Source organism: Runella sp., from assembly GCF_965279615.1.
Classification (GTDB): Bacteria; Bacteroidota; Bacteroidia; order Cytophagales; family Spirosomataceae; genus Runella.
Window position 1 is genome coordinate 1,198,312 of record NZ_OZ257252.1, and the last position, 22,942, is coordinate 1,221,253.

The following is a 22,942-nucleotide window of genomic DNA, read 5'->3' on the forward strand; positions in this document are numbered from 1 at the left end:
AATGATAATTTATTCCAAAAAAGTTGGTAAATGCCAAATTTTTTACTTTTATTTGGCATTACCTTTGCTTTACCCCAAGCAAATCAGTCTCTCTAACCTTATGAAGAAAAAGTTGATTTTGTTGATGGCATTGGTATGCCTTAGCCAAGTTATTTTCGCCCAAATGGCAAAAAAAGACACACTTCAGAACGCTTCAATGTCTGCTGAGTTGCTCAGTTTTGCCAAAAAGCATCTGGCACTTCGGTATCGCTCAGGCGGTACTTCCAAGAAAGGATTTGACTGTTCAGGGTTTGTCCGCTATTGTTTCTCGCAATTCGGTTTTGCATTACCGCATTCAAGCGCCGCGCAAAGTTCGCACGGACAGGAGATTTCTGTGGAAAAGGCCAAAGCAGGCGATCTGATCTTTTTCAAAGGTCATAATTCAGGCAGCACACGCGTTGGTCATGTGGGAATGATCGTCGAAGTGGGCTCCAACTACGTTAAATTTATCCATTCTGCCTGGAAAGGCGGCGTACGTTACGACTTTTTGGATGCTGCCTATTACAAAAAGCGCTTTGTAGGTATCAGAAGAATACTCCAATAGAGCGTTTATAAATCAATCCGGTTATAATCCTGAATTTGGTTGAGGTCAAATAATTCTTTTATTTTAGAAACAAACGGTAAAACAAACTCATACTGATTGTCAGGAGTATTCAAGACAATTAACTTTACATTCCATTTGCGATAATTCTGCTGAAAACTCATGTTTTTATCAGCTGTCACCAAATATTCTATTCCGGAATCAAACATTGCTTTTAATAATTCTCCATTTTGAAGCGAGTTCCAACCCATATCCGGTACAGTAGTAACTTCAAATTTATCACCAAAACGATATTTAAGTTTTTTTGGGAGATTTTCATTAAGCAGCAGTCTGTACATTTAAGCTAAAATTAAATGTAACGGTTGATTGAACGTAATCTAACAATGCAAGTGCCTGTTCACGTTTGACTGAAGGAAAATCTTCAATAAATTCATCAATTGTATGCCCACCTTTCAGGTAGTCAAATAAGTTTTTCACAGGAACGCGAGTATTATAAAACACAGGCGTACCACTCTGAATATCAGGATGTATGGTTATTAGATGATTCATACTTTACAATGTTTTCAGTAAACAAATATACGTTATTTATATTGGAACGAAAACCATTACATTTTTATCAATCGCTCTACGGCACGTTCCAGGGTTTCTTCTTTTTTGGCAAAACAAAATCGAACTACGCCGTTATCGGTGGCTTCCTGATAAAACGCCGAAACGGGAATACAGGCCACTTTATGTTCTTTGGTCAGTCGCATAGAAAAGTCTTTGTCTGACTCATCCGATAAGTGATCAAAATAATATAACTGAAAATAACTTCCATAACTTGGCAAGGGCTTAAACCGCGTTTGCTGCATGAGCTGCGCAAAATAATTGCGTTTTCCTTCATAAAATCCTGCAATGCTTCGGTATTCAGACGCATTTTTGAGATGCTCGGCCAACGCCACCTGTGCCGGTGTAAAACAGGAAAAGCAATTGAATTGATGGATTTTCCGAAATTCGGCGGTAAAAGCCGGTGGCGCTACACAATAGCCCATTTTCCAGCCCGTACAATGATACGCTTTGCCAAACGAAAAACAGACAAAAGCTCTTTGCCGCAGGTCTTCGTAGCGCAACATGCTGCGATGCGGCTCACCATCATAGATCAAATGTTCATACACTTCATCCGACATGATCAGCAGATCATATTGCTCCACGATTTGGCGTAATTGTTCAATATCATCGTCTCGAAGAATGCTACCCGTTGGATTATGAGGTGTATTGAGCGCGATCATGCGCGTACGCGGCGTAATGCGGGCGCGTACTTCGTCCCAATTGATGCGGTAGGTTGGAAAATCAAGCGATATTCTTACCGCAACCGCACCGTTGACTTCAATATTAGGGATATAACTATCGTAGGCAGGTTCAAACACAATGACTTCATCGCCCGCGCGCAAAACGCTTGTAAAAGCCGTGTAAATAGCGTACGTGCCACCGGGCGTAATGGTAATTTCAGTATCAGGATTGATGGAGACGCCGTGTAAATCGTGAATCTTGGCCGCGATACTTTCCCGCAACGGCATCCAGCCCGCCATGGGTGAATATTGATTAAAACCGTTTTGCATAGCCTCACTTGTCAATCGAACGAGTGCTCCGGGCATATCAAAATCAGGAAACCCCTGCGAAAGATTGATGGCTTTGTATTCATTGGCCAACGCCGACATGACCGTAAAAATCGTTGTACCGACGTTTGGTAGTTTTGACTCCATTTTTAGACCTTCTGTGTAGTGTTTGGTATTTTCGTGTAAAATTATTCGATTCACGTTGAAAAATCGCCCATTTTTGAATTTCTATTGCTTTATTTGTTTATCATTAGCATATCAACGATCTCATCTATACTGTTTTCACATTCAACCAATCGCTCATTTACTCATTTTACAATGGATTCTTTATTTACTGCTGAAGCACTTGTCAGTTTATTGACCCTAACGTTTCTGGAAATCGTCTTGGGTATTGATAACATCATCTTTATTTCCATTGCGGCCAACAAACTTTCCCGCAAACAACAACCTAAAGCGCGTAACATTGGATTACTGCTCGCCATGATCTTTCGGGTAACGCTGCTTTTCGGAATTTCTTTTATCATTTCGTTATCAGAACCCTTTACCCACATAGATACGGGTTGGTTCAAAGCAGCTTTTTCCGGACAAAGTCTCATTTTATTTCTTGGCGGAATCTTTCTGCTGTATAAAAGTACGTCCGAAATTCACCATAAACTCGAAGGCAGCGAAGAAGAAGTGCAAAAGCCTAAAGGAAGTGCAGGCAGCAAATTGACAAGTGTGGTATTGCAGATCGCACTTATCAACGTCGTATTTTCCATTGACTCGATCCTTACCGCTATTGGTCTTACGAATAATGTACCCGTTATGATCGTGGCCGTTGTCCTTTCGGTCATTATTATGATGTTGTTTTCAGGCCCGGTAGGTGATTTTGTTAACCGCCACCCGTCTGTACAAATGTTGGGGTTGGCCTTTTTGATCGCCATTGGATTTATGCTTATCGCCGAAGGCGCTCACTTGGCCGAAGTTTCGTTCTTTGGCTCACACGTAGGCGCTGTACCCAAAGGCTATCTGTATTTTGCCATTGCTTTCTCGCTCTTGGTGGAAGTCCTTAACATCAAAATGCGCAAAGCTTCAAAGCCGGTTCAGCTTCATGATTATAAAACCCAAGCCGAACGTGAAGGTTTATTAAAAGATAATGGCAGCGAATAGTACTTCCCTTCATGCATAAAAAAGACGGCAACCTTAATTAATCGGGTTGTCGTCTTTTTTATGCATACATCACGCTGTTTGGCCAAGCAATAATAACTCGTCAATTCTACGTCATAATGTATTTTTCAATTGCTGCTCACACTCGGCCAACGAGCGAGGTGTTATTATTAAAAATGAATAGTGGCCTAACTACCCATCGCCTCTATACGTATCTATTTCCGATTTCGGGGAAAATTCCTTCCACTATTGCATTCGATAAATGCAGGATTTTTCAAGAATATAAGGGCTATTTCCATTCTCCCAAACCGTTGAATCAATTAAAAACGAATATGTTCCGCTAAAAACAGGACAAAATAACTCAATGGAATAAGCATGAGTTGAGCAATAAGTGTTCCCGCCAAACGAGCTACCAATAAAAATACAATATAACGTCTATAATCTGATTCGGGACGTTTTCCCACGTTGACTTCATCGGTTAGTAAAGCAATATAAGGATCAACCAATACCAAGGCCAACAGCGTCGAGACTCCATTGATAACGCCATTCATTGAACTCGATGTAGCTCGTAGATCAGGGTTCAAATAACCTGCATATAAGCATGAAAGTACCCCAATGGTCAAAATGGCACTTGACAGCATGTTAAGGATCAATATTTTCGGAGAAATCCCCGAAAAGTTCTTAAGAAAATGCCAATTGCCTTTCACCGGCCACGTTAAGCATTGATACACATATACCCAGGCTCTGGGGCTGAAACCGTACAAAAAAAGTCTTGTAAATGAATGGACCTCATAATATTTTCTCACCATTCTGGCTAACACTCGCTGGAAAGTGGGAATAGAAAAGCCGCCCACAATGGTTCCCACAGAAGCTGCCATGATAATAATTCGGAAAGATAACGTATCTATTTCGCGGCCTTGCTGAATATCTGTCTCGACTATTTTGGCCAATAAGGGTGCCTGCAATGTGTTGGACATTCTCGAAAAAATTGAGATAATATTGAAAATGGCATATGACATACTCCAAAGTTTGGTTTGAATGCCGACAATCCTAACGGCCATCGCCAATGTACCGATGTAGTGAATGATAAACGTCAATACAATAACTATCCAAATCGAAGCGTCCATTTTACAATTTAAATCGTTGAGTGATCTTGCGCCCCATCCACGTAAGAAATGAAGCAGGAGTTGAGCTTTGGTGTTTGACAAAACAGCTGTAAAGAGCATAATTTCGCCAAAAATACGTTAAAATACGTCCATAATCGGGGCCTTTGGTTGTTACCTTAAAGTAGTAATCGTCGTTAGGAGTAGCGATTAATTTTTCCAATTTGAGCAGATATTCCTCCGAAATGTCCAAGCTGAATTCCTGTTTTAAAAAGGGCAAAGCTATTTTAATAAAGTTAACGTATTGAAATTGCTCTGCTAAGGTGAAAATTATATCCCAATCTACAGAATGTTGCCGCGCAATCCATACACAATCCGACACCCACCCGATGGGTGCAGGGCTGTTCCACCGATTTCCCTGCATCAGGCTATGGAAAAGCTGATACGTGGAAGACAGTCGGCGAGAAGGGGTTGATTCACCTACTATACACATTATAGACTTCTCCCAAAAGATCATATCAGCATCGGCGTAAGCATGTTCCTGAAACAAATACCATTGAATATCACAAGTCAATTTATCATTGCAAATCAGGCGTGCTGACTGAACATTTTGGTGTTGCAATTGATACTGAAAAGCAGAAGTACTCAGCAATTCGATCGCTTTGAAACGATGTTCAAAAGGCACCAAAATGGAAATGGCATTTACGGTACGTACACCTGTATCTTTATAATACCACAACGATAATGCCAAACCGTTGATAAGCATGGTTGGTATTCCTGATTTCTCCAAAACAGCACAAAGTTGATCGGCTCTCGCTATATGTTGCTGATTTCGAACCCATTTAAAACGATAATATCCTTTCAACCGCTTCGAAAACGGTTCGTTAAGGTTCTCCAGATTTCGATGTACTAAAGGAAGTAACTGCCGCGATGCTTCGTCAATAGGGTCGAAAATTTTGGGTAAAATTTCACCATCTTCCAGCAAATCCGGTGTCAGGTCTTGTTTTTTCAACCACTGCTGCCATGCATTTAATGCTTTTGACGGCTCCAATAAACCTGCTTTCAGCAATAAGATATGATCTTCATCGGGCCACCAGCCACCTTTATCTTTCAATGAATGCCGAATCAGTTTTTCTGAATGATGCATTATAAGTCATTATTTTTTATAAACTTACTCAGTTGCTCGGCTATTTTTCGGTGCCCTGAGGCTGTATTATGTCCGTCAATGGTGTAGTTATCCCCTTGGACAAAAATCGGTGAAATATTCAAAAAAAAGATATTTTTCCACTCTTTTTCCCGAGCACTTTGCTCAGTATTCAGCATAAATTGAGTATCAAAACGCTTCGAATTAGACAAACTTACCACTAATACATTTCCATGATAATAACTTCTCACATCCTGCACTGTTTTTAAGAAATAATCGGTATGCTCTAATGGCTCTCCCGGTTTGGATTTATAAAAAATGTCATGTTTTTCAGGAGAGACAAACAAATACTGAAATACCTTCAGGGAGGTATAAAAAAGCAGTTTGAAGGGCACATACATTCTTCCTGCCTTATTCTGAATTTGCCTGTTTGAGTACATCTGAGCATTCATTGAAGAACGAAAAGCCGAAGCTGAATCACTCCATGCTTTGTTTTCTTCGAAGTCATTGGCACAATATTGAATGATTACCAGCCTGCACGAATCTCGGGGAAGGTGCCTTAGTAACAAATTTTCTCTAACGGTGCCAAAAGAGGAAATCCCGGCATTCAATACTTTTCTGCCCAATTGCTTTTCCAGCAAAACGGTAAACAGTTCCTCCTGACCTACTCCCCACCCTGCCGTAAAGGAATCTCCCAAAACGATAATATCGGGATCAATACACGAGGCGCTGTCATCTCTCAACCCTAAAAAGTTAGTAGAAATAGATTTCGGCGAAAATTCCCATTGGCTGAAAGACGATTTCGTGTTTTTTTTGAACAGATAACCAAAGACGGGGTTATACTCACTGATGTCAGAGTCATACTGAAGTGTATTATAGCATAAAGCGTATAGATTCTGAAAGAAGCGCATATACGGAACTTTCGCCGGTTGTGCTATAACAATAAAACCAATTATCAACCCAATCAATAGTTCAAAGCCGATCAGCCCCCCCAAAACGAACAGAGGCCGAATCTTCATTAGTTTACCGGCTGAGTATCCTATCAATACAATTCCTGTCGATATACAGCCATTATATATCCACGCTCCCGCTTCACCTAATTCCCAAAGCCAATCCTGTCTGAAAATGGCAATAGACAGCAAAAAGATGCCAATCAGTAAATAAATACCGGCCTTTGCTCTCATATTATAGTTCCTGTCTTCGTCTGTCCAAAGCTTTTTTGAGCAAGCGAGGAAAATCTTTGCGATGCTGATGTCTTCCTGAGAGGCTCTCTCGGTGCAATCGCCGGTACAGCAGCACTTCATTTAAGCACTCAAAAAGAATTTTCTTTTCCTGCGCTCTGGCAAACCAATCAATGAAATCGCCCAGTATTGCACTTTGATCAAATAATCCTGCGGTCTCAAAAACGGTGCGCCGAACGAGCATTGTTCCTTTCATAAATCCGCGCATAGATTGAGAAGGACAATAAATCCCGGCTTTTATTTCTTCAGGCAATTCGGGGCTGATAAACTGTTCTACCAAACCAAAACTGATCTCAATGTCCGGAGTCTGTTGAAAGTGTTGCCATTGGGTTTCCAATTTATGCGGTGCCCACACATCATCTGCATCCAAAAAAGCGATATAGGGCTGCGTGCTGCATTGAATCCCTTCATTCAAGGTAGCAGAAAGGCCTTGGTTTTTATTATTTCGGAAGTAAATGTCAGCCTCGTGATTTTTTATTATTTCTAAGGTTCTATCCGTGGAACCGTCGTTGATAACAATAATTTCAGCGGCAGGAATAGATTGATTTATAACCGATTGCAATGCTTCATGCACATATTTTTCGGCATTATAGACAGGTATAATAATAGAGATGGGCAGTATCACGATTCCCGGGTTTGATTTTGGATTTGTCGGCGACGATCAAGCGTCTGTTTCAGCAGGTGAACACTAAATCGGGTCAGTTCTTTCAGGTCTTTGGTCAGATTGTTAGTATGACGGCAATAATACAACGCAACTTCACTCGTCTTTAAAATAGTAAGGGGGTACTCATACGCTCTATTATGCCAATCCCAATCTTCACTAATTCGTAATGTATGATCAAAAAGGCCCACTTTTTCAAATGCTCTCCGTCGAAAAAGTGCTGCTCCTAAGCAAGTAATGGGCGCAGCATTTTCATCGACAGATTCATTGGTAAATCGTTGACTTTCTGCAGATTCGTAAACAATTTTTACTCTATCCCAAATCAGATCAACCGCTTTATTCTGCTGAAGCATGGTGTATTGTCTCTCCAATTTATCGGAAGGCCAATAATCATCCGCATCCAAAAAAGCGATAAATTCATTTTGCGTAGACTGTATTCCTGTGTTTCGTGCTCCCGACGGCCCTTGGTTTGCCTGATATACATAGCGTACCCTATTGCTGTATTTCTGTATGATTGCCGCAGTTTGGTCGGTAGAGCCATCATCAACGACAATAATTTCCTGAGGCTGAATGGATTGTGCCAAAACACTTTCGAGAGAGCGTTCAATAAATCTTTCAGAATTATAGGCAGTAATAATAACGCTTAGATCAGAAATCATGATTTTACATAACGTTCTCTATCAATGACCATTTTTAAACTACGCACCAATTGGGTATAAATGACCGGGATATCGTTTGTCAGGTTGGCATCGTGCCGCCGTTTATGCAAAGTTACTCCCTCTATAATTCTAATCTTCATTTGTTTTTTTACCCGATGAAGCCACTCTATATCCTCACAGGGATTTAGTGCAGGGATAAAATTACCGATGCGTTGCACTGCCGACGTCCGAAACAAACCCGCTCCCATCACAGGAGAAGTTGTAATATCGTTGTTGCTTAAGTCTTTAGCAGTATTTTCTTCAAAAAAATGTTGTACTTTCCCAAACGCAAATTCAGTATCAGGATAGTGTTCAAATACATCCATAATGCGCGCAAAGCTCAGTGGCGCAAGAAGATCATCGCTGTCCAGATATACCATAAATTCTCCTTTTACAAAAAGGAGAGATTCATTACGTGCCAATGCCAACCCCTTACTCTGCTGATGAATCAATTCAATTTTATCGCCATAAGAGCGAACAAGATCAAGTGTACCATCCGTAGAGCCTCCGTCAATCATAATTAATTGAACCGGATCATATCCCTGGCTTAATACACTTTCAATGGCATCTTTGATAAAACGTACTCCGTTATACACCGGAATGATAACGCTTATCAGCGGCTTACTTATTTTTTCAGCGGCCATCCTTGGGTAGAGTCTACATCGTGAACGGGATCAAGTACTAACATCTCCTGCATATCGTCAAAAATCTCCAACACAGGAAACGTAAACTCCTTTTTTTCATCCAATTGGACAATTTCAATTTCCCCTTCTGCTTCTGCTTCTTTCAGCAGTTCTTCTACCAGCAATTGATCAATAAACTGATTAGCCGCTTTCAAAGCTTCTTTGTATTCAACATCATAGATTAGAGTCAAAGCAACAGCCACCTTTTCGGCATTATTACCGGACACTAATTGTCTGAAAATAAAGTCAGCGGTAAAACGAAGGCTGTAATAATTGCCTCGCGGAAGATTTACAGCTACGGTCTCGTCTTCAAAATGATCGAATGAGATGCCTCTTGTTGCGATTTGATAATTTTTCATAGGGAATGGTTGAGTAAACGGTATACTAAAATCTATCCAAAGAGCTTTGCAACCAAGAAAAAAACAATCATTTATCGACCCTGAAAGACGACCAATGGATTGGTAAACATCCCGGCTATATCAACCGGAATCGTTTATTTCACAGCTTTAAAACGCAGGAGAAAAGCTTCTCCAATACTGTTTCAATAGTAGATCTTACTCCTCATGTATTAGTTAAATTATAAAATTGACCTTTTAATATATTAATGCGCAATTTAATAAATTCTTACTAAAAACATGATTAGCCATCAAATTTACCCGAACCGGATCATTATCCGGCAACTGCCAGCTAACCTTATAAATGAGTCTAATGGGCTTTATGCAGCATTTACCAAAATAAATTTTCCGGCTTTGGAGGTATTGGAATCAGACAATACTATTTGACAGTGGGATAGTTTTTTTTATAGCGGAAAAATCATAAGTTATAAAAACGTTGCCAAACTTCTTTGATAAAGGTATCGGCTCTCCACCTTTCATTGCGGATGTAAGTGTAAATACCGATACCCTTGCTCAAAATTTAACTCAAATGCTTTCTATAAGTGGTTCAAATTACAATCCTTCTACCGTCCAACCAAGATAAACAACTCTTCCCATTGAAGCGGCACCGTAAACCTGTACTGCATTGGTATTCAACAGATTAGTTCCGCCCAATCGAAGGCTGCTTTTCAATTTCGGCAAACGATAATTCACCTGCGCATCTACCGTTCCGAAAGCATTGATGTACCCTTCGTCGACGGGCATAAAATACGTGTATCCACTACTATGTCGATAATTAACCGCATACGTTACATTTTTGAAAGGTTCTCCATTGATGCCTGCATTGATTTTATGGGAAGGAGTATTAAAACCCAATATCAATCCCGGTACATCTTCGTCATTGATGTGAGACCAAGTGTAGTTGGCATTCAAATTAAGTTTTTTGTTCCAAAAATACTCTACACTTCCAATCAATCCCTGTGTGCGTACCTGTCGGTCGGCATTGGCCCATGTTTGGATCAATCGGCCGCGTGTACGGTCGGTGGTTGTCTTTGCAAAATCGCCCGTGGCGGCAGGGAGTGGAACACCCGTTGGAGCAATTCCATCTTCACGACCATAGAATCGAAGCGTCCCGATAAAATCATTGTACCATGAACGATAATAGCTTACATCCACATACAGGCCTTTGACAAGTTGGGCTTTATAGCCAATTTCCCAGGTATTGACCTGTTCAGGAGCAATTTTTTTAATGGTAATGGGCTTCAGAAAATCAGGATTTGTGCGACCGTCAGGCAATGCCGATACTGCATTCAGACCTTGATAACCGTTTTGTACATTTCCGGCCACCAGAAGTGTGCCAAAATCAAGGTAGATAAACTGGTCAAGTTGAGCCGGTTGGCGGTAGGCCTGCGCGTAGTTTAGGCGAAAATTATGTTGTCGGTTATCCCCCAAAGAAAGTACCGCTGAAATGCGGGGCGAGAAGCGACTGCCAAAATTGCGAAACCGATCGAAACGCCCGGCCGCAGCCAATTTCAGGCGATTTTGCCACACGTTATAACGAAGTTGCCCATAAGCACCGCCATCCCAATTGACAATCCGGTCGCGGCGTTGAATATCGTTGGTATTGGGCGAAATGGGCGAATTGGGTCCATCGGAAAAAAGCGTCCCCGCCGATTGCAGCAAATGGGTGCGATACGAAGCTCCGGCAATAACATTAAGTTTATCAATATTCCATTCACGCTGAGCACTGATATCCCAGAAACGGCCGGTATTGGCAAAAGCGGCTCCCCTTACTGTTTTAGTCCCGTTGATATCGATCAAGCCTACCCCATTTACGATCTGCTCGCGAAGCTGATTGAAGTAAGGACTTCCTACAGGCAATTGCACGCCGGCCGCCAATTGAGAGGCCAGCGCCTGAGCCGCTTCAATGCTTTGTCCACCCACAATTGATTGTGGCAAAGTATATGCAGCAGGAACACCTCCCGAAGAGTTAGCGGCAAACACATTTGGAAGCGCAGCTCCCGACGCAAGGCCTGTAGTACGAGCCGCTGTAAATACCTGATTCCAAAGCGTATAATAATTAGAAGCATAGCTTGGATAACGACTTCCGTTGGCCTGCGTTCCGGAAGCCATGGGCGCATTCATTAGTCCGCTTGCCAAAGAATTCAAATCATAGGCTTTGCCGCCATAATCAAAAACAGTATAAGCTCTTATAAACCATTGGTCTGTTTTTAGCTCAATACGGTGCACATCATACTTCATACCGCGTTGAGCATATCGACTGGTGCTCTGAAAAATACCGTTACTCACCGCCAATTTGTATTCATATACTGCACGAAGTTTAGGATTGATCTGCCAATGCAATGATGGATTGAGTCGATAATTGCCCGCTTTATAATTGCCGTTGCTAAACAACTTAAACGGATTTCCTGATGATTCAGGCCAATTGGCCATTTCTGCTTCGGTATATCCTTGGGTGTAGATGCGATAAGCAGTATTATTATTGAGTGATGTCAGAGCAGCATTGGTAACGGTTGTCCCTGCTTCGCCGTACCGATTTATGGCATTCCATCCCGCCGGATTGCCCGTTGCATTATTGAGAGGGTCTGAGCCGGCCAATCCACCCGACGTAACACGTTTGATGGCGGCATTGTTGGACGATAAAAATTCATCGGCTTCAAAGTAGTTCGCGTTAAATTTAATGGCAAATTTATTACCCAACACTTTAGCGTAGCGAATTTGCCCATCAATCATCGAGCGATTCCCGCCACGCAACGAAGCGGAAAGTCCCTGATGTTTAAAAGGATCTTTGGAATGCATCAATAACACACCATTGAAGGCATTGGAACCATACAACGCCGAGTTCGCGCCAAACACAATATCGGCACTTTCCAAATCCAATTCACCAATACCGACCCAGTTTCCGTAATACAACGACGCCGTGGGAGACGTTACATCAACATAATCGGCCAATTGCACCACACGCTCTGCTTTGGAACTGTTGAAACCACGCGTACTGAAACTGGTAATCAACCAGCTCGACCGACTCACATCCACACCTTTCAGCCTTGACAGCGACGAAATAAATTCGGAAGAAGGCTGTTTTTGCAGTTGTAAACCGGAAATACGCTCAACGGTTACGGGTGTTTCCATAATGGGTTCTGCCGTTCGCGACGCCGAAATAATCACTTCATTGAGGTATAAAGTATCTAATGCAAGCGATTTTTTGGGAGAAGGATTTTGTGCAAATGAAAATTCAGTAATGGTTAAAATAAGTAAAATGAGGCTAAAATTTCGATTTGTCATTTTTAATGGGATGGGTTTGTTTCGCTGCAAACATAGGCAGAAACCGCAAACTAGAATAACCATTTATGAATTTTGGGGGGATGATAAAACAGAGCATATGTTTTATTTAAACACATTTGATATGTCTTTTAAACAACAACATTAGCACAGGGCTAAATCAACTACTTTTGAGGTAGGCAAATTTATTGTACTATTCAAAGATTTAATTTTCAACCTATTCACTGCTTTATTACTTCTTTGTTAATTTTAGGTTAAAATGGCGTTTTTAAACTAAAAACAAGTATAAATATTTGTAGTTCGACAGCTATAGGCCTTATCTTTCCTAAAGAATTCCGAACCGACTTTTTGAATACAATCTGCTTTATCTGATTTGATCTTCGGTTCATAAAATTATGTCTGTTATCAGCAGGCTGTTTTTTTGTATTTTAATGTGTAATGAGAGGTGCCGGGTTAGTGAAAAGTACAAAATCATATTAAGATGGCGAGGCAGGTTTTATATTTATTCTTCATTTTTGGCTTTATTCCTTCTTTGATGTTTGGTCAATTAAATAAGCAGGCCAATCATTGGTATTTTGGCTATAATGCCGGGCTTGATTTCAGTAGTGGCAAACCTGAACCGGCTACTGATGGCGCTTTAAGTATTTGGGAAGGGTGCGCAAGTATTAGTGATGAAAATGGCAATTTACTTCTTTACACCGATGGTCGCTCTATTTGGAATAAAAAGCATCAACTTATTCCGGATGCGATAAATTTGGGAGGCCATAATTCTACGACTCAATCAGGTACTATTGTTCCTCAACCGGGGAATCCGAATATTTTTTATATTTTTTCGGTTAACACAAACGACATAAATACCGGTATAAAAGGAGCACAATATGCTATTGTAGATTTACGATTGAACAATGGGTTTGGAGGGCTGATCTCTAAAAATAATCTTCTGATAACGAATTCTTCGGAAAGCTTAACGATTGTCAAACATTGTAATAACATTGATTATTGGGTACTTACTCATGAAGTAGGTACAAAAGCATTCAGGGCATTCTTACTTACCGAAAGTGGATTAAACCTCAACTTTGTGGAAAGCAAAGTTGGAAGCATTAACAGAACCTCGCTTGGATACATGAAGGCATCTCCCAACGGGCAAAAGATAGTCCTCGCATTATTTGAAAAAAGTGTTCTGGAAGTACTCCAATTCAACAACAATCAGGGAACGCTTTCAAATTCATTGCTACTATCGCATCCTAATTTTAAAAGACTATATGGGGCAGAATTTTCCGCTAATAATCAATTTTTATATGTTACCGGTACGCTAAGTGAAGGAAAACAAATCTATCAATTAGATATAACTGAAACTACCACGGCGGCTATTCTTGAATCGAAAACGGTCGTTGGAGAGATAACTGACTCTTACTTTGGCGCATTGCAGCTAGGTCCCGACAATAAAATTTATGCGTCAATCAATAATGCTAACTATTTAGGAGTTATTAATAACCCTGATCAAAAGGGCACTGATTGTCAATTCATTGCCAATGGAGTTAGTTTGGGCAATAAAAAAAGCGGCATTGGCCTTCCCAATTTTATTGCTTCTAACTTCAATATTACACCTATTGCATCCATTCAACAAACCACCGACAAAAACTGTAATGATGTAGTTTTAACGGCAAACATTGACCAAAAAACAACCTCCACTCTTAACTATCAGTGGTTTGTGGACGGTAAAAAAGTAAACGAAGCCACTAACGTAAGTTTTAAACCCGGCCGCTCGGGCAGTTACAGCGTAAGTATAAAAGAAGCAGGTCAATGCAGTAATGACTCCGTTAACTCTGCGCCAATGGATATTAAAATTTTAGAGGCTACTCCGAAATTCACTAATTTAGGATGCAATAATGCGCTGCTTAAAGCCAATGCAAACGCGCCTGTAAAATGGATCGGGGTGAATGTCTCCTCTGAAAAAGCCATCCAAGATACCCTCACAGTTTCAGGAGTCAATACTCAAGTTTATCAATTACAGATCTTTCATCCTGATAATGCAACCTGCTCTATTCAAAAGAATTTTACAGTAACGTTTTCACCGGCAGGCATTTACAATTTTGGACAAGGTACATTAACGGCCTGTGATACCGCAACGCTCAACGCGCCGATAAACTCAAAATGGGACACATACTCATGGCAACGACCCGATAATTCAATCACTGTTGCCTCCAAAATTACAGGCAGTCAAAACGGAAGTTATATTATTACTGCCAAAAACAGCCAATCGAAGTGCGAAGCAAAAGATACCGTAATTGTTATCATTAACAAGTCTCCTTTCATTAAACCCAACGAAAATTTTTGCCTTATAAATTCTTCGCTTAAAATTGAAGCAGGGACTTCTGAGAATAATCTGAGGTATGAATGGATGCCCGGTGTATCAAAATCCGCCATTCTGGAAATATCTAAACCCGGCAAATATAAAGTGAAAGCCACTACTGCTGAAGGTTGCTCGTCTTCACGATCTGTTGAGGTCTTTTCTGCTCAAAAAGTAAAAATCGGTAATGATATTACAGTATGTGAAGGCGAAATTGTGGAATTGTCACCAACCATCACAAACGCATCTCCTTCAATACTTTACAAATGGTCTTCCGGAGAAAATACCAGAACCATAAAACCTTCTTTACCCGGAATCTACAAATTGACAACCAAGCAATTTGTGTGTGAAATCTCGGATTCCGTCAAGGTAACGATCAATCCTTTACCAAAAATCAAAGCCGATGAAACGGTGTGTTTGAACAAAGAAATTGAAGCGGGAGGATTGGAATCCGGTTTAACCTACCATTGGCAACATTCAGCACAAACAACTGCAAATATTCCGGTCACCGAAGAAGGTATTTATAAAGTAGATATAAGTACACCGCAGGGCTGTACTTCCACGCGAACCATTACAATCAATGAGCCCTGCGTTTCACGTATTTATGCTCCTGATGTTTTTACGCCCAATGAAGATGGTCTTAATGATGTTTTCAGGCTTATTATCGTAAGTGGCCAAGCCATAGGGCTTGATATTTATAATCGGTGGGGAGAGAAAATCTTCAAAAACGAACAGAGTGATCCTCAATGGGATGGCAAATTAAATGGTACTCTATTGCCTGAAGGCACCTATCCCTATGTGTTTCGGTATAAAATTCGTAACAATGATACTGTTTTTGAATTTCGAGGGGTAATTACCCTGCAACGGTAAATTGAAGAATCTTAGGCTCAACCAAATGTGCAACTGAGATTCTTCAACCGTACAGATGCTATGATTTAATTTGCAGTTGCTTTTTCCAGCCTTTCCACCATTTCTAAGTGATAAAGCAGTCTGGGAAGTGTTTTTTTAGAAAAGGTCTTAATATCAGCATCCTTCGCGTTTTCTGAAGCATTTTTAATCAATTCCACTTCCTTTCCATATTCAGTATGTACAATAGCCAAATATTCACGGTCAAAATCCTGTCCGCTTTTGGCTGTCAAAGCAGTAATTACTTTTTGGTATCTTTCCTGTATTCCATTAGCTAACATAACCTTTTTGGAAGTTGCCAAAGCCTTCAGGTCTGTTTTTACATTGGTATGATCATCTACCATCATTTTAGCAAATTCCTGTACCTGCGTCGAAATGGCTTTTTTCAGCGCTGCTTTCCCGAGCTCGATTTCAAAAATGCTCCAAGCGTCTATATCTGCCAGAAACGTTGCATCGTTGCTCACGCTTTTCATTGCAGTTGCCGACGTATTGTTCTTAGGTTGAGGTGCCGATTGGCCGAATGCGATAATTCCCGGACTACTCATCATTATCGCTGCCAATCCTATTATCAGGCTCGTTTTCATGATAAAACAGTTTTGATATATACTGTCAGCATTAAAAAATTATGCCACCTGTAAGGACATATTCCCTGAAACGTCTTTATCAGCAGAACAAACCTGACTCTTTTGAGAAGTTTACGCCCGTTGTATTTGTAGTTTCTTTATTTTTGCACTAATGCCTGTGGCTACCAAATGAAGGCAATTTCTTTGTTTTCAATCAATAGTAGTGCAAGGAATCAACATGAAAAACGCAAAACCTAACTCCAAGAATTTAATAAGTTCATCAGTCATTACCATCGTAGTAATTTCTCTTGTCGTATGTATTTTAGTGCTTGTAAAAAGAATCTATTCCCCTTCTGCTCCTGTCTCTTCTACCGATACGTTGGCAACTGAGCCGTACGAAAGAAATACAACGGAAACAGCCGGCAGTATCGCCATAACCCCCTCTACAATAATCGCCGAACGCGCCGGCGAAAAGGCATTTTATAAGAAAAAACTGGCTAAAATGATCGGTAGCTTCACTTTTACCAAGGATGACTTTCAGGATAAAGGTTGGTACACTCACATGGATTTCGGCAAAAAAGCCGCCGGTCGTAAAACCCTGAAAGCGCACGTGCGCGAAGATGGTTTTATCTATTTGGAATCGCAATGGTACGGCAATGACTGGATCTTTCACAATCAGGTAAAAGTGCGCGTGGGAAGCCTGATCCTGAGTAGTCCAAAAGTAGAAACCTCCAGCAAGTACAATAAGCAGGCAGGTACAGGCAATAACTTTTGGGAAAATGTGTACTACCTCGAAACGGGCGACAACGGCATTATACAAGCCATTGCCGACTCAACGTCAAAGCCCGTAAAAGTACGTTTTGAAGGGCGAAAGTTTAACCATGATATTGTATTGACTGCCGAAGAAAAACAATCCATAAAAGCAAGTCATGAATTGTCGGAGGTCTTAAAAAAAATAAATCTGTAGAAAAAGCGCGGCTTCTCTTCTCTGTCATTCCATATTACACTATGACTTTTAGGTGTCATCTCTTCCCAACGACCTTAAAATAAGTTCATCCTCAGAAAATCAGGCATTTAGTTGTTCATTTTAGGTTTTTCCTGAAACTTCGTCCCATCATTTACACGTAAAGAAAAACACAATGACAACAGCCATGTATCAAAAACCGTCAAATGCCTTTATTGGTGCTTCTTGGGTAGCACTCGGCGCAGGAATGCTGGGGTATCTCATCGGGCTCTGGAGAGCCGAAATGCTGCTTAACGAAAAGGGATATTATTTCACGATTTTAATGTACGGATTATTCTCGGCCGTCTCGGTGCAAAAATGCGTTCGCGACCGTTTGGAAGGCGTGCCGGTTACGGATATTTATTACGGAATCAGTTGGTTTTCCACCATCCTGGCCATCACACTTTTGGCCGTTGGTCTTTGGAATGCGACTATGCTTCCAAGCGAAAAAGGATTTTATGCTTTTGCATTTTTACTGAGCATGTTTGGCGCCATTGCCGTTCAGAAAAACACACGCGACAGCCAAGACTATAAAAAACAAGGTTAGAGGTGGGAAGCACTGTGCGAAGATTCTTTAACTTCGCACAGTCTGAAAATTCATTCAGCGTGTTTTACAGGTAACAAAAGCCATTTTACATGCAAAAAAATACCGCCCTTTTTCTTTCTTTATTCTTGTTTTTCTCGTTTAGTGCGGCCTTCGCACAGTCAAACCAACTGGCAATTACGTTTGATGATCTGATTTTTGCCAACGAGCTATCGCTTCAACACAGCGTTGAAAATACCGAAAAGCTAATGGCAGTTTTGAAGAAAAACCAAGTACCTGTCATTGGTTTTGTCAATGAATCAACACTTTATAAAAAACCGGGAGAAGTTGATAAACGGATTGGCTTGCTCGAAACTTGGCTGGCTAACGGGCATTGGATCGGAAATCACACTTATTCACACCCTTCCTTCAATGTCGCTTCATTGGAGGAATATAAAGCTGATTTTCTGAAAGGAGAAAAGGTTTCGAAAGTGCTGGCCAAAAAATACAATTCTCCGCTCCGCTATTTTCGGCATCCTTTTTTGCAGACAGGTTCTGATAGTTTAAAAAAGTATGGTTTCAACCGATTTCTTACCGAAAAAGGCTACCAAATTGCGCCGGTAACGCTTGATAATGAAGATTATATCTTCAACAGAGTGTATCAAAATGCGTACAGAGCGGGCGATAAACCCAAAATGGAGATGGTGGTCAATGCTTATTTAACGTATTTGAACGAATTGTTTGACTATTCTGAAAAACTGGCTTTTTTATTGGAAAAACGCCCCATCAGGCACGTTTTTCTCTGCCACATCAATTTGCTGAATTGCCATCATTTTGATAAAGTGCTTGCCCTGATGAAAAACCGCAATTATGGTTTTATTACGCTGGAAGAAGCCCTGAAAGACCCTGTCTATCAACGCGAAGAGCTATACGTAGGCAAAGGTGGTTTCTCGTGGCTCCATCGTTGGAGAATAACCCAAAAATTAGCATTCAAAGACCCGGAGCCGGTCATTCCGGAAGAAATAATGAGGTTGTATAATCTCAAATAAAATTTTCATACGCCATGAAAATATACCGAACTTCTCATTTCAAAAACCCGGCGCTGCACCATCAATGGTTTGAAAAATGGGTGGCTCGGCTTGAATCATTGAATCAAAAAAAATACGAGCGAATAATCATCGAAACTTCGCTTGGTAAAACCCACGTATGGGGTCTTCATACTTCCCAACTGCATCGACCGCCTTTGGTCATTTTTCCGGGCGCACGAACCACTGCCCTGTTTTGGGATCTTGACAATGGCCTAAGCGAGTTGGAAGAAAACTACCGCATTTATTTGGTGGAAACCAACGGCTTGCCAAACCTCAGCGATGGACATACGCCTGATATTAAGTCGCTTGGGTACGGTGAATGGGCCTCAGAAGTGCTCGACAAACTACACATTTCAAAAGCAACCATTGCGGGGGCTTCCTTCGGCGGCTTAATTTGTATGAAGTTATGCATTGTGGCCCCCTCTACGGTTGAATCAGTTTTTTTACTGAATCCGGGATGTTTGCAGCCTTTTTCTTTATCGCTTAAAAACCTGTATTACAACCTATTGCCGATTCTTTTTCCCACCAGAAAAAATGTCGCGACCTTTTTAAACAAAGCCGTTTTTTGTAAGCCAACGCATGAGTTACCTGATGATTATGAAGGTTTGCTGATCGCTTATGAAGTATTTGCGCTCAAATACTATAAAGACAATACGCAAAAGCCCTATTACATGGACGATGAGCTCAAAGAAGTGGCCTCCGAGGTTTATCTCATTGAAGGTGATCATGACCTTTTGTTTCCTTACAAAACCTCCGTTCAAAACGCCAAAGAAAAGCTAAGCGGCCTGAAAGAAGTTATTATTTTACCGAACGTTGGGCATGGAATTGAAACTTTTAAAGGGGCAATTTCGGTAATAGCTGAGAAGACGCAACACAAATTTATTGCATGAGAATCGGTCACATTACTTTATTAGTCAACGATTACGACGAAGCTATTGCTTTTTATACCCAAAAACTTGGTTTTACCCTCAAAGAAGACACCAAACTGACGGAAGAAAAACGTTGGGTGGTAGTTGCACCTTCCGACAACTCAGCATGTGGTTTATTATTGGCCAAAGCAGCGAACGATGAACAAAAAATGCATATCGGCAACCAAACCGGAGGTCGCGTTTTTTTATTTTTGTATACCAATGACTTTTGGCCAACTTACGAAAGAATGCAAGCACAGGGTGTTGATTTTCAGGAAGAACCTCGCTCTGAACTGTACGGTTGGGTTGTTGTTTTTAGAGATATATATGGTAACAAATGGGACTTGTTGGAAAGCAAATAATAGCCTCTGTCAATCGGTCTATAGGCAGGAGTGCTTTGAGACATTCTGAGAATAAAGTCAACAACTTCAGACATAAATACTATTTTTGGCGGAAATTTTAGAACAAAAATGACCGCAACGATTTTTCAAAATACTCCAATTGACACCGATGCTACTTATTTATTGACGGATAGTCGGCAATTGGTTTTCCCTCAACAGACCCTATTTTTTGCCATAAAAGGCGAGCGCCACGATGGGCATCAATTCATTGCAGAACTGTACAAAAAAGGGGTTCGGCAATTTGTAGTAGAGCAAAAAGCCCTTAGCGATACGTTATTAACCGCGCTTGACGCTTTCGAAAACGCCCAACTATGGGAAGTGGAAAGCAGCCTGAAAGCTTTACAGGACGTAGTCAAACGTCACCGCGCCCAATTTGATATCCCTGTCATCGGAATTACCGGAAGTAACGGAAAAACCATCGTGAAAGAGTGGCTTGGGCAATTGCTCAGCGCCGATTACCGCATCGTTAAAAGCCCTAAAAGCTATAATTCTCAGATCGGGGTGCCGCTGTCGGTGTGGCAAATGAATGAGACGCATACGCTCGGGATTTTTGAGGCGGGAATCTCACAGATACACGAAATGAAATCCCTTCAGGAAATCATTCAACCTACCATCGGTATCTTTACCAACATTGGTTCGGCGCATGACGAAGGTTTCCGAAGCCGTAAACAGAAAGTAACCGAGAAACTTCGTCTTTTTACCCAATGCAATCAACTCATCTACCGCGCCGATTATTCTGACATTGACGAAGAAATTCGCCTTATTTTAAAATCGGTCAACCCAAAATGTGAACTCATCAGTTGGGGTTCCGGCGAAAACTGCCTGATACAGGCCGAATGGCATCAAGATACTGAACAAACCTACGTAGTGTTAAACTCTTCGGTCGCACTCTATGATAATCAACTTTTTTCGATTCCTTTTACGGACGAGGCTTCTGTTGAGAACTGCATCCATTGCCTTATAGTAATGCTTACGATGGGCATTCCTTCGTCCGAAATAAGACAACGGGTAGCCCGCTTACGACCTATTTCGATGCGGCTTGAGTTAAAAGAAGGAATTAACAATTGCTATTTGATCGATGACACCTACAACAATGACCTCGTAGGACTGACCATTGCACTCAATTTTTTAAGTCAGCAGGAACAGCGGTCTCAAAAAGTGGCTATTCTATCTGACTTGCTGCAAACGGGGCAAAAAGAAGATGAACTTTACACTCAAATCAATACTTTGCTGCAAGGTAAAGGTGTTCAAAAACTCATTGCCATAGGCGAAGCATTTGAACGAAATGCGCACCTGATTCAGGTAGAAGCACACTATTTTGCCACAACCAACGATTTTCTGGCTAAATTTTCCACCCAATCGTTTCGGGATGCATTGGTGCTGATCAAAGGCGCGCGCACGTTTCAGTTTGAACGGATCGTGCATCGTTTGCAACAAAAAGTGCACGGTACTGTACTGGAAATCAATTTGGACGCCCTCACGCACAACCTCAATTTTTACCGCAATCGCGTCGGAAACGACACCCGGATCATGGTCATGGTAAAGGCATTTGCGTACGGTAGCGGCAGCGCCGAGGTAGCTCAGTTATTGCAGTTTCACCGCGTCGATTATTTGGCCGTAGCCTACGCCGATGAGGGAGTTTTGTTGCGCCAAAACGGCATTGAATTACCCATCATGGTCATGAACCCTTCGCCTTCTACCTTCGACAAACTTGTTGAATACCAACTGGAACCGGAAATTTACAGTCACAAAATTTTGGACGAATGGCTCAATTTCCCCGTTCTTTCTCCAACAAATGAAGATGAGAGCGAATTAACTCGGCAGGAGGTGCCTATCCATCTTAAACTTGATACAGGTATGCATCGGTTGGGATTTACTGAAGCCGATTTACCGCTGCTTATCTATAAATTACAACAACATCCCTCTTTAATAATCGCCTCCATTTTCAGCCATTTGGCCGGTGCAGATGAGGCCTTGCATAATGATTTTACTCGACTGCAATATGAGCGTTTTATCTCCGGTGCAACGCAGCTTGAGGAGGCTTTAGGCTATAAACCATTGCGACATATTCTCAACTCCGCAGGCATCGTGCGTTTTCCGGACTACAAACTGGATATGGTACGGTTGGGCATCGGGCTATACGGCGTAGAGGTAAACCGTTTGGAACAGCGGGCTTTACAGCAAATCGGCACGTTCAAAACGGTGATTTCTCAGGTCAAACATCTTCCCATCGGTGAAACAATCGGGTATAGTCGTAAAGGTATTTTGGAAAAAGCTTCTTCTATAGCCACCATCGCCCTCGGTTATGCCGACGGTTACGACCGGCGTTTCAGCAAAGGAGTGGGAAAAGTACTTATTAACGGTGCTTTGTGTCCCGTGGTTGGAAATGTGTGCATGGACATGACCATGGTCGATGCTACAGGAGTCACCGTTCAGGAAGGTGACGAAGTCATTATTTTTGGAAATGATCTGCCAATCATGCAGTTGGCAGATCAGATCGGAACCATTCCGTACGAGCTTTTGACCGGTATCAGCGAGCGTGTCAAACGCGTTTTTTTTAAAGAATAATCTAATGTGGTACGGACGGCCCGTCCGTAAAACCAAGTAACAAGTAATGCAAATACAAAATCTGCTTCATTGCAAAAAAGGGCAGACGTAAAGCCTGCCCCTAC

General features: G+C 41.4%; 21 protein-coding genes. 9 read left to right on the forward strand and 12 right to left on the reverse strand.

Translation table 11 applies throughout. The features are described from left to right. The first annotated feature begins 100 nt into the window (after nt 1–100). Nucleotides 101–583: a C40 family peptidase gene (locus ACQY73_RS05415; RefSeq protein WP_428662537.1), complete on the forward strand. Its 483-nt coding sequence runs from the start codon at nt 101–103 to the stop codon at nt 581–583. Nucleotides 584–588: 5 nt separating this feature from the next. Here the strand turns inward: ACQY73_RS05415 and ACQY73_RS05420 are convergent, their stop codons facing one another. Genes ACQY73_RS05420 through ACQY73_RS05430 form a run of 3 tightly spaced genes read right to left on the reverse strand, consistent with a single transcriptional unit; the run spans nt 589 to nt 2,322 of the window. Beyond that, nucleotides 589–918, reverse strand: a complete 330-nt coding sequence (locus ACQY73_RS05420) for a DUF5615 family PIN-like protein (protein ID WP_428662540.1) — start codon at nt 916–918, stop codon at nt 589–591. After that, nucleotides 899–1,129, reverse strand: coding sequence for a DUF433 domain-containing protein (locus tag ACQY73_RS05425; RefSeq protein ID WP_428662543.1), 231 nt, complete (start codon nt 1,127–1,129; stop codon nt 899–901). The genes ACQY73_RS05420 and ACQY73_RS05425 overlap by 20 nt, the downstream gene beginning before the upstream one ends. Nucleotides 1,130–1,185: 56 nt before the next feature. Continuing rightward, nucleotides 1,186–2,322, reverse strand: a complete 1,137-nt coding sequence (locus ACQY73_RS05430) for a methionine aminotransferase (RefSeq protein ID WP_428662546.1) — start codon at nt 2,320–2,322, stop codon at nt 1,186–1,188. 171 nt (nt 2,323–2,493) lie between these two features. On the opposite strand from ACQY73_RS05430, the gene ACQY73_RS05435 reads away from it, so the two are divergent. Beyond that, the gene (locus tag ACQY73_RS05435) at nt 2,494–3,324 is read left to right on the forward strand and encodes a TerC family protein (protein ID WP_428662548.1); all 831 of its coding nucleotides are present in this window, start codon (nt 2,494–2,496) and stop codon (nt 3,322–3,324) included. A 317-nt stretch (nt 3,325–3,641) separates the two neighbouring features. Here the strand turns inward: ACQY73_RS05435 and ACQY73_RS05440 are convergent, their stop codons facing one another. The 8 genes from ACQY73_RS05440 to ACQY73_RS05475 form a co-directional block, all read right to left on the reverse strand. Then, the gene (locus ACQY73_RS05440; protein ID WP_428662551.1) at nt 3,642–4,448 is read right to left on the reverse strand and encodes a lipid II flippase family protein; all 807 of its coding nucleotides are present in this window, start codon (nt 4,446–4,448) and stop codon (nt 3,642–3,644) included. Between the two features lies 1 nt (nt 4,449). Next, complete coding sequence (locus ACQY73_RS05445) at nt 4,450–5,571, reverse strand: nucleotidyltransferase family protein (protein ID WP_428662554.1); 1,122 nt, start codon at nt 5,569–5,571, stop codon at nt 4,450–4,452. Next, on the reverse strand, nt 5,571–6,752 hold the full coding sequence (locus ACQY73_RS05450; RefSeq protein WP_428662557.1) for an SGNH/GDSL hydrolase family protein: 1,182 nt from the start codon (nt 6,750–6,752) through the stop codon (nt 5,571–5,573). Before ACQY73_RS05450 ends, ACQY73_RS05445 begins: the two co-directional genes overlap by 1 nt. Nucleotide 6,753: 1 nt before the next feature. Further along, nucleotides 6,754–7,434 (reverse strand): glycosyltransferase family 2 protein, encoded by a 681-nt coding sequence (locus ACQY73_RS05455; protein WP_428662560.1) that lies wholly within the window; start codon nt 7,432–7,434, stop codon nt 6,754–6,756. Then, a complete protein-coding gene (locus tag ACQY73_RS05460) occupies nt 7,431–8,129 on the reverse strand; it encodes a glycosyltransferase family 2 protein (RefSeq protein ID WP_428662563.1) in 699 nt (232 codons plus the stop codon). The genes ACQY73_RS05455 and ACQY73_RS05460 overlap by 4 nt, the downstream gene beginning before the upstream one ends. Then, the gene (locus tag ACQY73_RS05465) at nt 8,126–8,812 is read right to left on the reverse strand and encodes a glycosyltransferase (RefSeq protein WP_428662566.1); all 687 of its coding nucleotides are present in this window, start codon (nt 8,810–8,812) and stop codon (nt 8,126–8,128) included. Before ACQY73_RS05465 ends, ACQY73_RS05460 begins: the two co-directional genes overlap by 4 nt. Then, nucleotides 8,794–9,210 carry a PqqD family protein gene (locus tag ACQY73_RS05470; RefSeq protein WP_428662569.1) on the reverse strand — a complete coding sequence of 139 codons (417 nt, stop codon included), beginning with the start codon at nt 9,208–9,210 and terminating at the stop codon, nt 8,794–8,796. The genes ACQY73_RS05465 and ACQY73_RS05470 overlap by 19 nt, the downstream gene beginning before the upstream one ends. Nucleotides 9,211–9,798: 588 nt before the next feature. Continuing rightward, nucleotides 9,799–12,531, reverse strand: a complete 2,733-nt coding sequence (locus tag ACQY73_RS05475) for a TonB-dependent receptor (RefSeq protein ID WP_428662572.1) — start codon at nt 12,529–12,531, stop codon at nt 9,799–9,801. Nucleotides 12,532–13,009: 478 nt separating this feature from the next. On the opposite strand from ACQY73_RS05475, the gene ACQY73_RS05480 reads away from it, so the two are divergent. Then, the gene (locus ACQY73_RS05480) at nt 13,010–15,748 is read left to right on the forward strand and encodes a gliding motility-associated C-terminal domain-containing protein (RefSeq protein WP_428662575.1); all 2,739 of its coding nucleotides are present in this window, start codon (nt 13,010–13,012) and stop codon (nt 15,746–15,748) included. A 65-nt stretch (nt 15,749–15,813) separates the two neighbouring features. Here the strand turns inward: ACQY73_RS05480 and ACQY73_RS05485 are convergent, their stop codons facing one another. Beyond that, nucleotides 15,814–16,368: a DUF4142 domain-containing protein gene (locus ACQY73_RS05485; RefSeq protein ID WP_428662577.1), complete on the reverse strand. Its 555-nt coding sequence runs from the start codon at nt 16,366–16,368 to the stop codon at nt 15,814–15,816. 217 nt (nt 16,369–16,585) lie between these two features. Between ACQY73_RS05485 and ACQY73_RS05490 the strand changes: the two genes are divergently transcribed. The 6 genes from ACQY73_RS05490 to ACQY73_RS05515 all read left to right on the forward strand — a co-directional run bounded on the left by ACQY73_RS05490 (nt 16,586) and on the right by ACQY73_RS05515 (nt 22,838). Beyond that, complete coding sequence (locus tag ACQY73_RS05490) at nt 16,586–17,314, forward strand: hypothetical protein (RefSeq protein WP_428662579.1); 729 nt, start codon at nt 16,586–16,588, stop codon at nt 17,312–17,314. 184 nt (nt 17,315–17,498) lie between these two features. Then, nucleotides 17,499–17,897 carry an inner membrane protein YiaA gene (yiaA, locus tag ACQY73_RS05495; RefSeq protein ID WP_428668424.1) on the forward strand — a complete coding sequence of 133 codons (399 nt, stop codon included), beginning with the start codon at nt 17,499–17,501 and terminating at the stop codon, nt 17,895–17,897. An 89-nt stretch (nt 17,898–17,986) separates the two neighbouring features. Continuing rightward, on the forward strand, nt 17,987–18,922 hold the full coding sequence (locus ACQY73_RS05500; protein WP_428662582.1) for a polysaccharide deacetylase family protein: 936 nt from the start codon (nt 17,987–17,989) through the stop codon (nt 18,920–18,922). A gap of 14 nt (nt 18,923–18,936) precedes the next feature. Continuing rightward, nucleotides 18,937–19,851, forward strand: a complete 915-nt coding sequence (locus ACQY73_RS05505) for an alpha/beta fold hydrolase (protein ID WP_428662585.1) — start codon at nt 18,937–18,939, stop codon at nt 19,849–19,851. Continuing rightward, nucleotides 19,848–20,231: a VOC family protein gene (locus ACQY73_RS05510; protein ID WP_428662588.1), complete on the forward strand. Its 384-nt coding sequence runs from the start codon at nt 19,848–19,850 to the stop codon at nt 20,229–20,231. Before ACQY73_RS05505 ends, ACQY73_RS05510 begins: the two co-directional genes overlap by 4 nt. Nucleotides 20,232–20,339: 108 nt before the next feature. Continuing rightward, nucleotides 20,340–22,838: a bifunctional UDP-N-acetylmuramoyl-tripeptide:D-alanyl-D-alanine ligase/alanine racemase gene (locus ACQY73_RS05515; RefSeq protein WP_428662591.1), complete on the forward strand. Its 2,499-nt coding sequence runs from the start codon at nt 20,340–20,342 to the stop codon at nt 22,836–22,838. Nucleotides 22,839–22,942 lie beyond the last annotated feature (104 nt).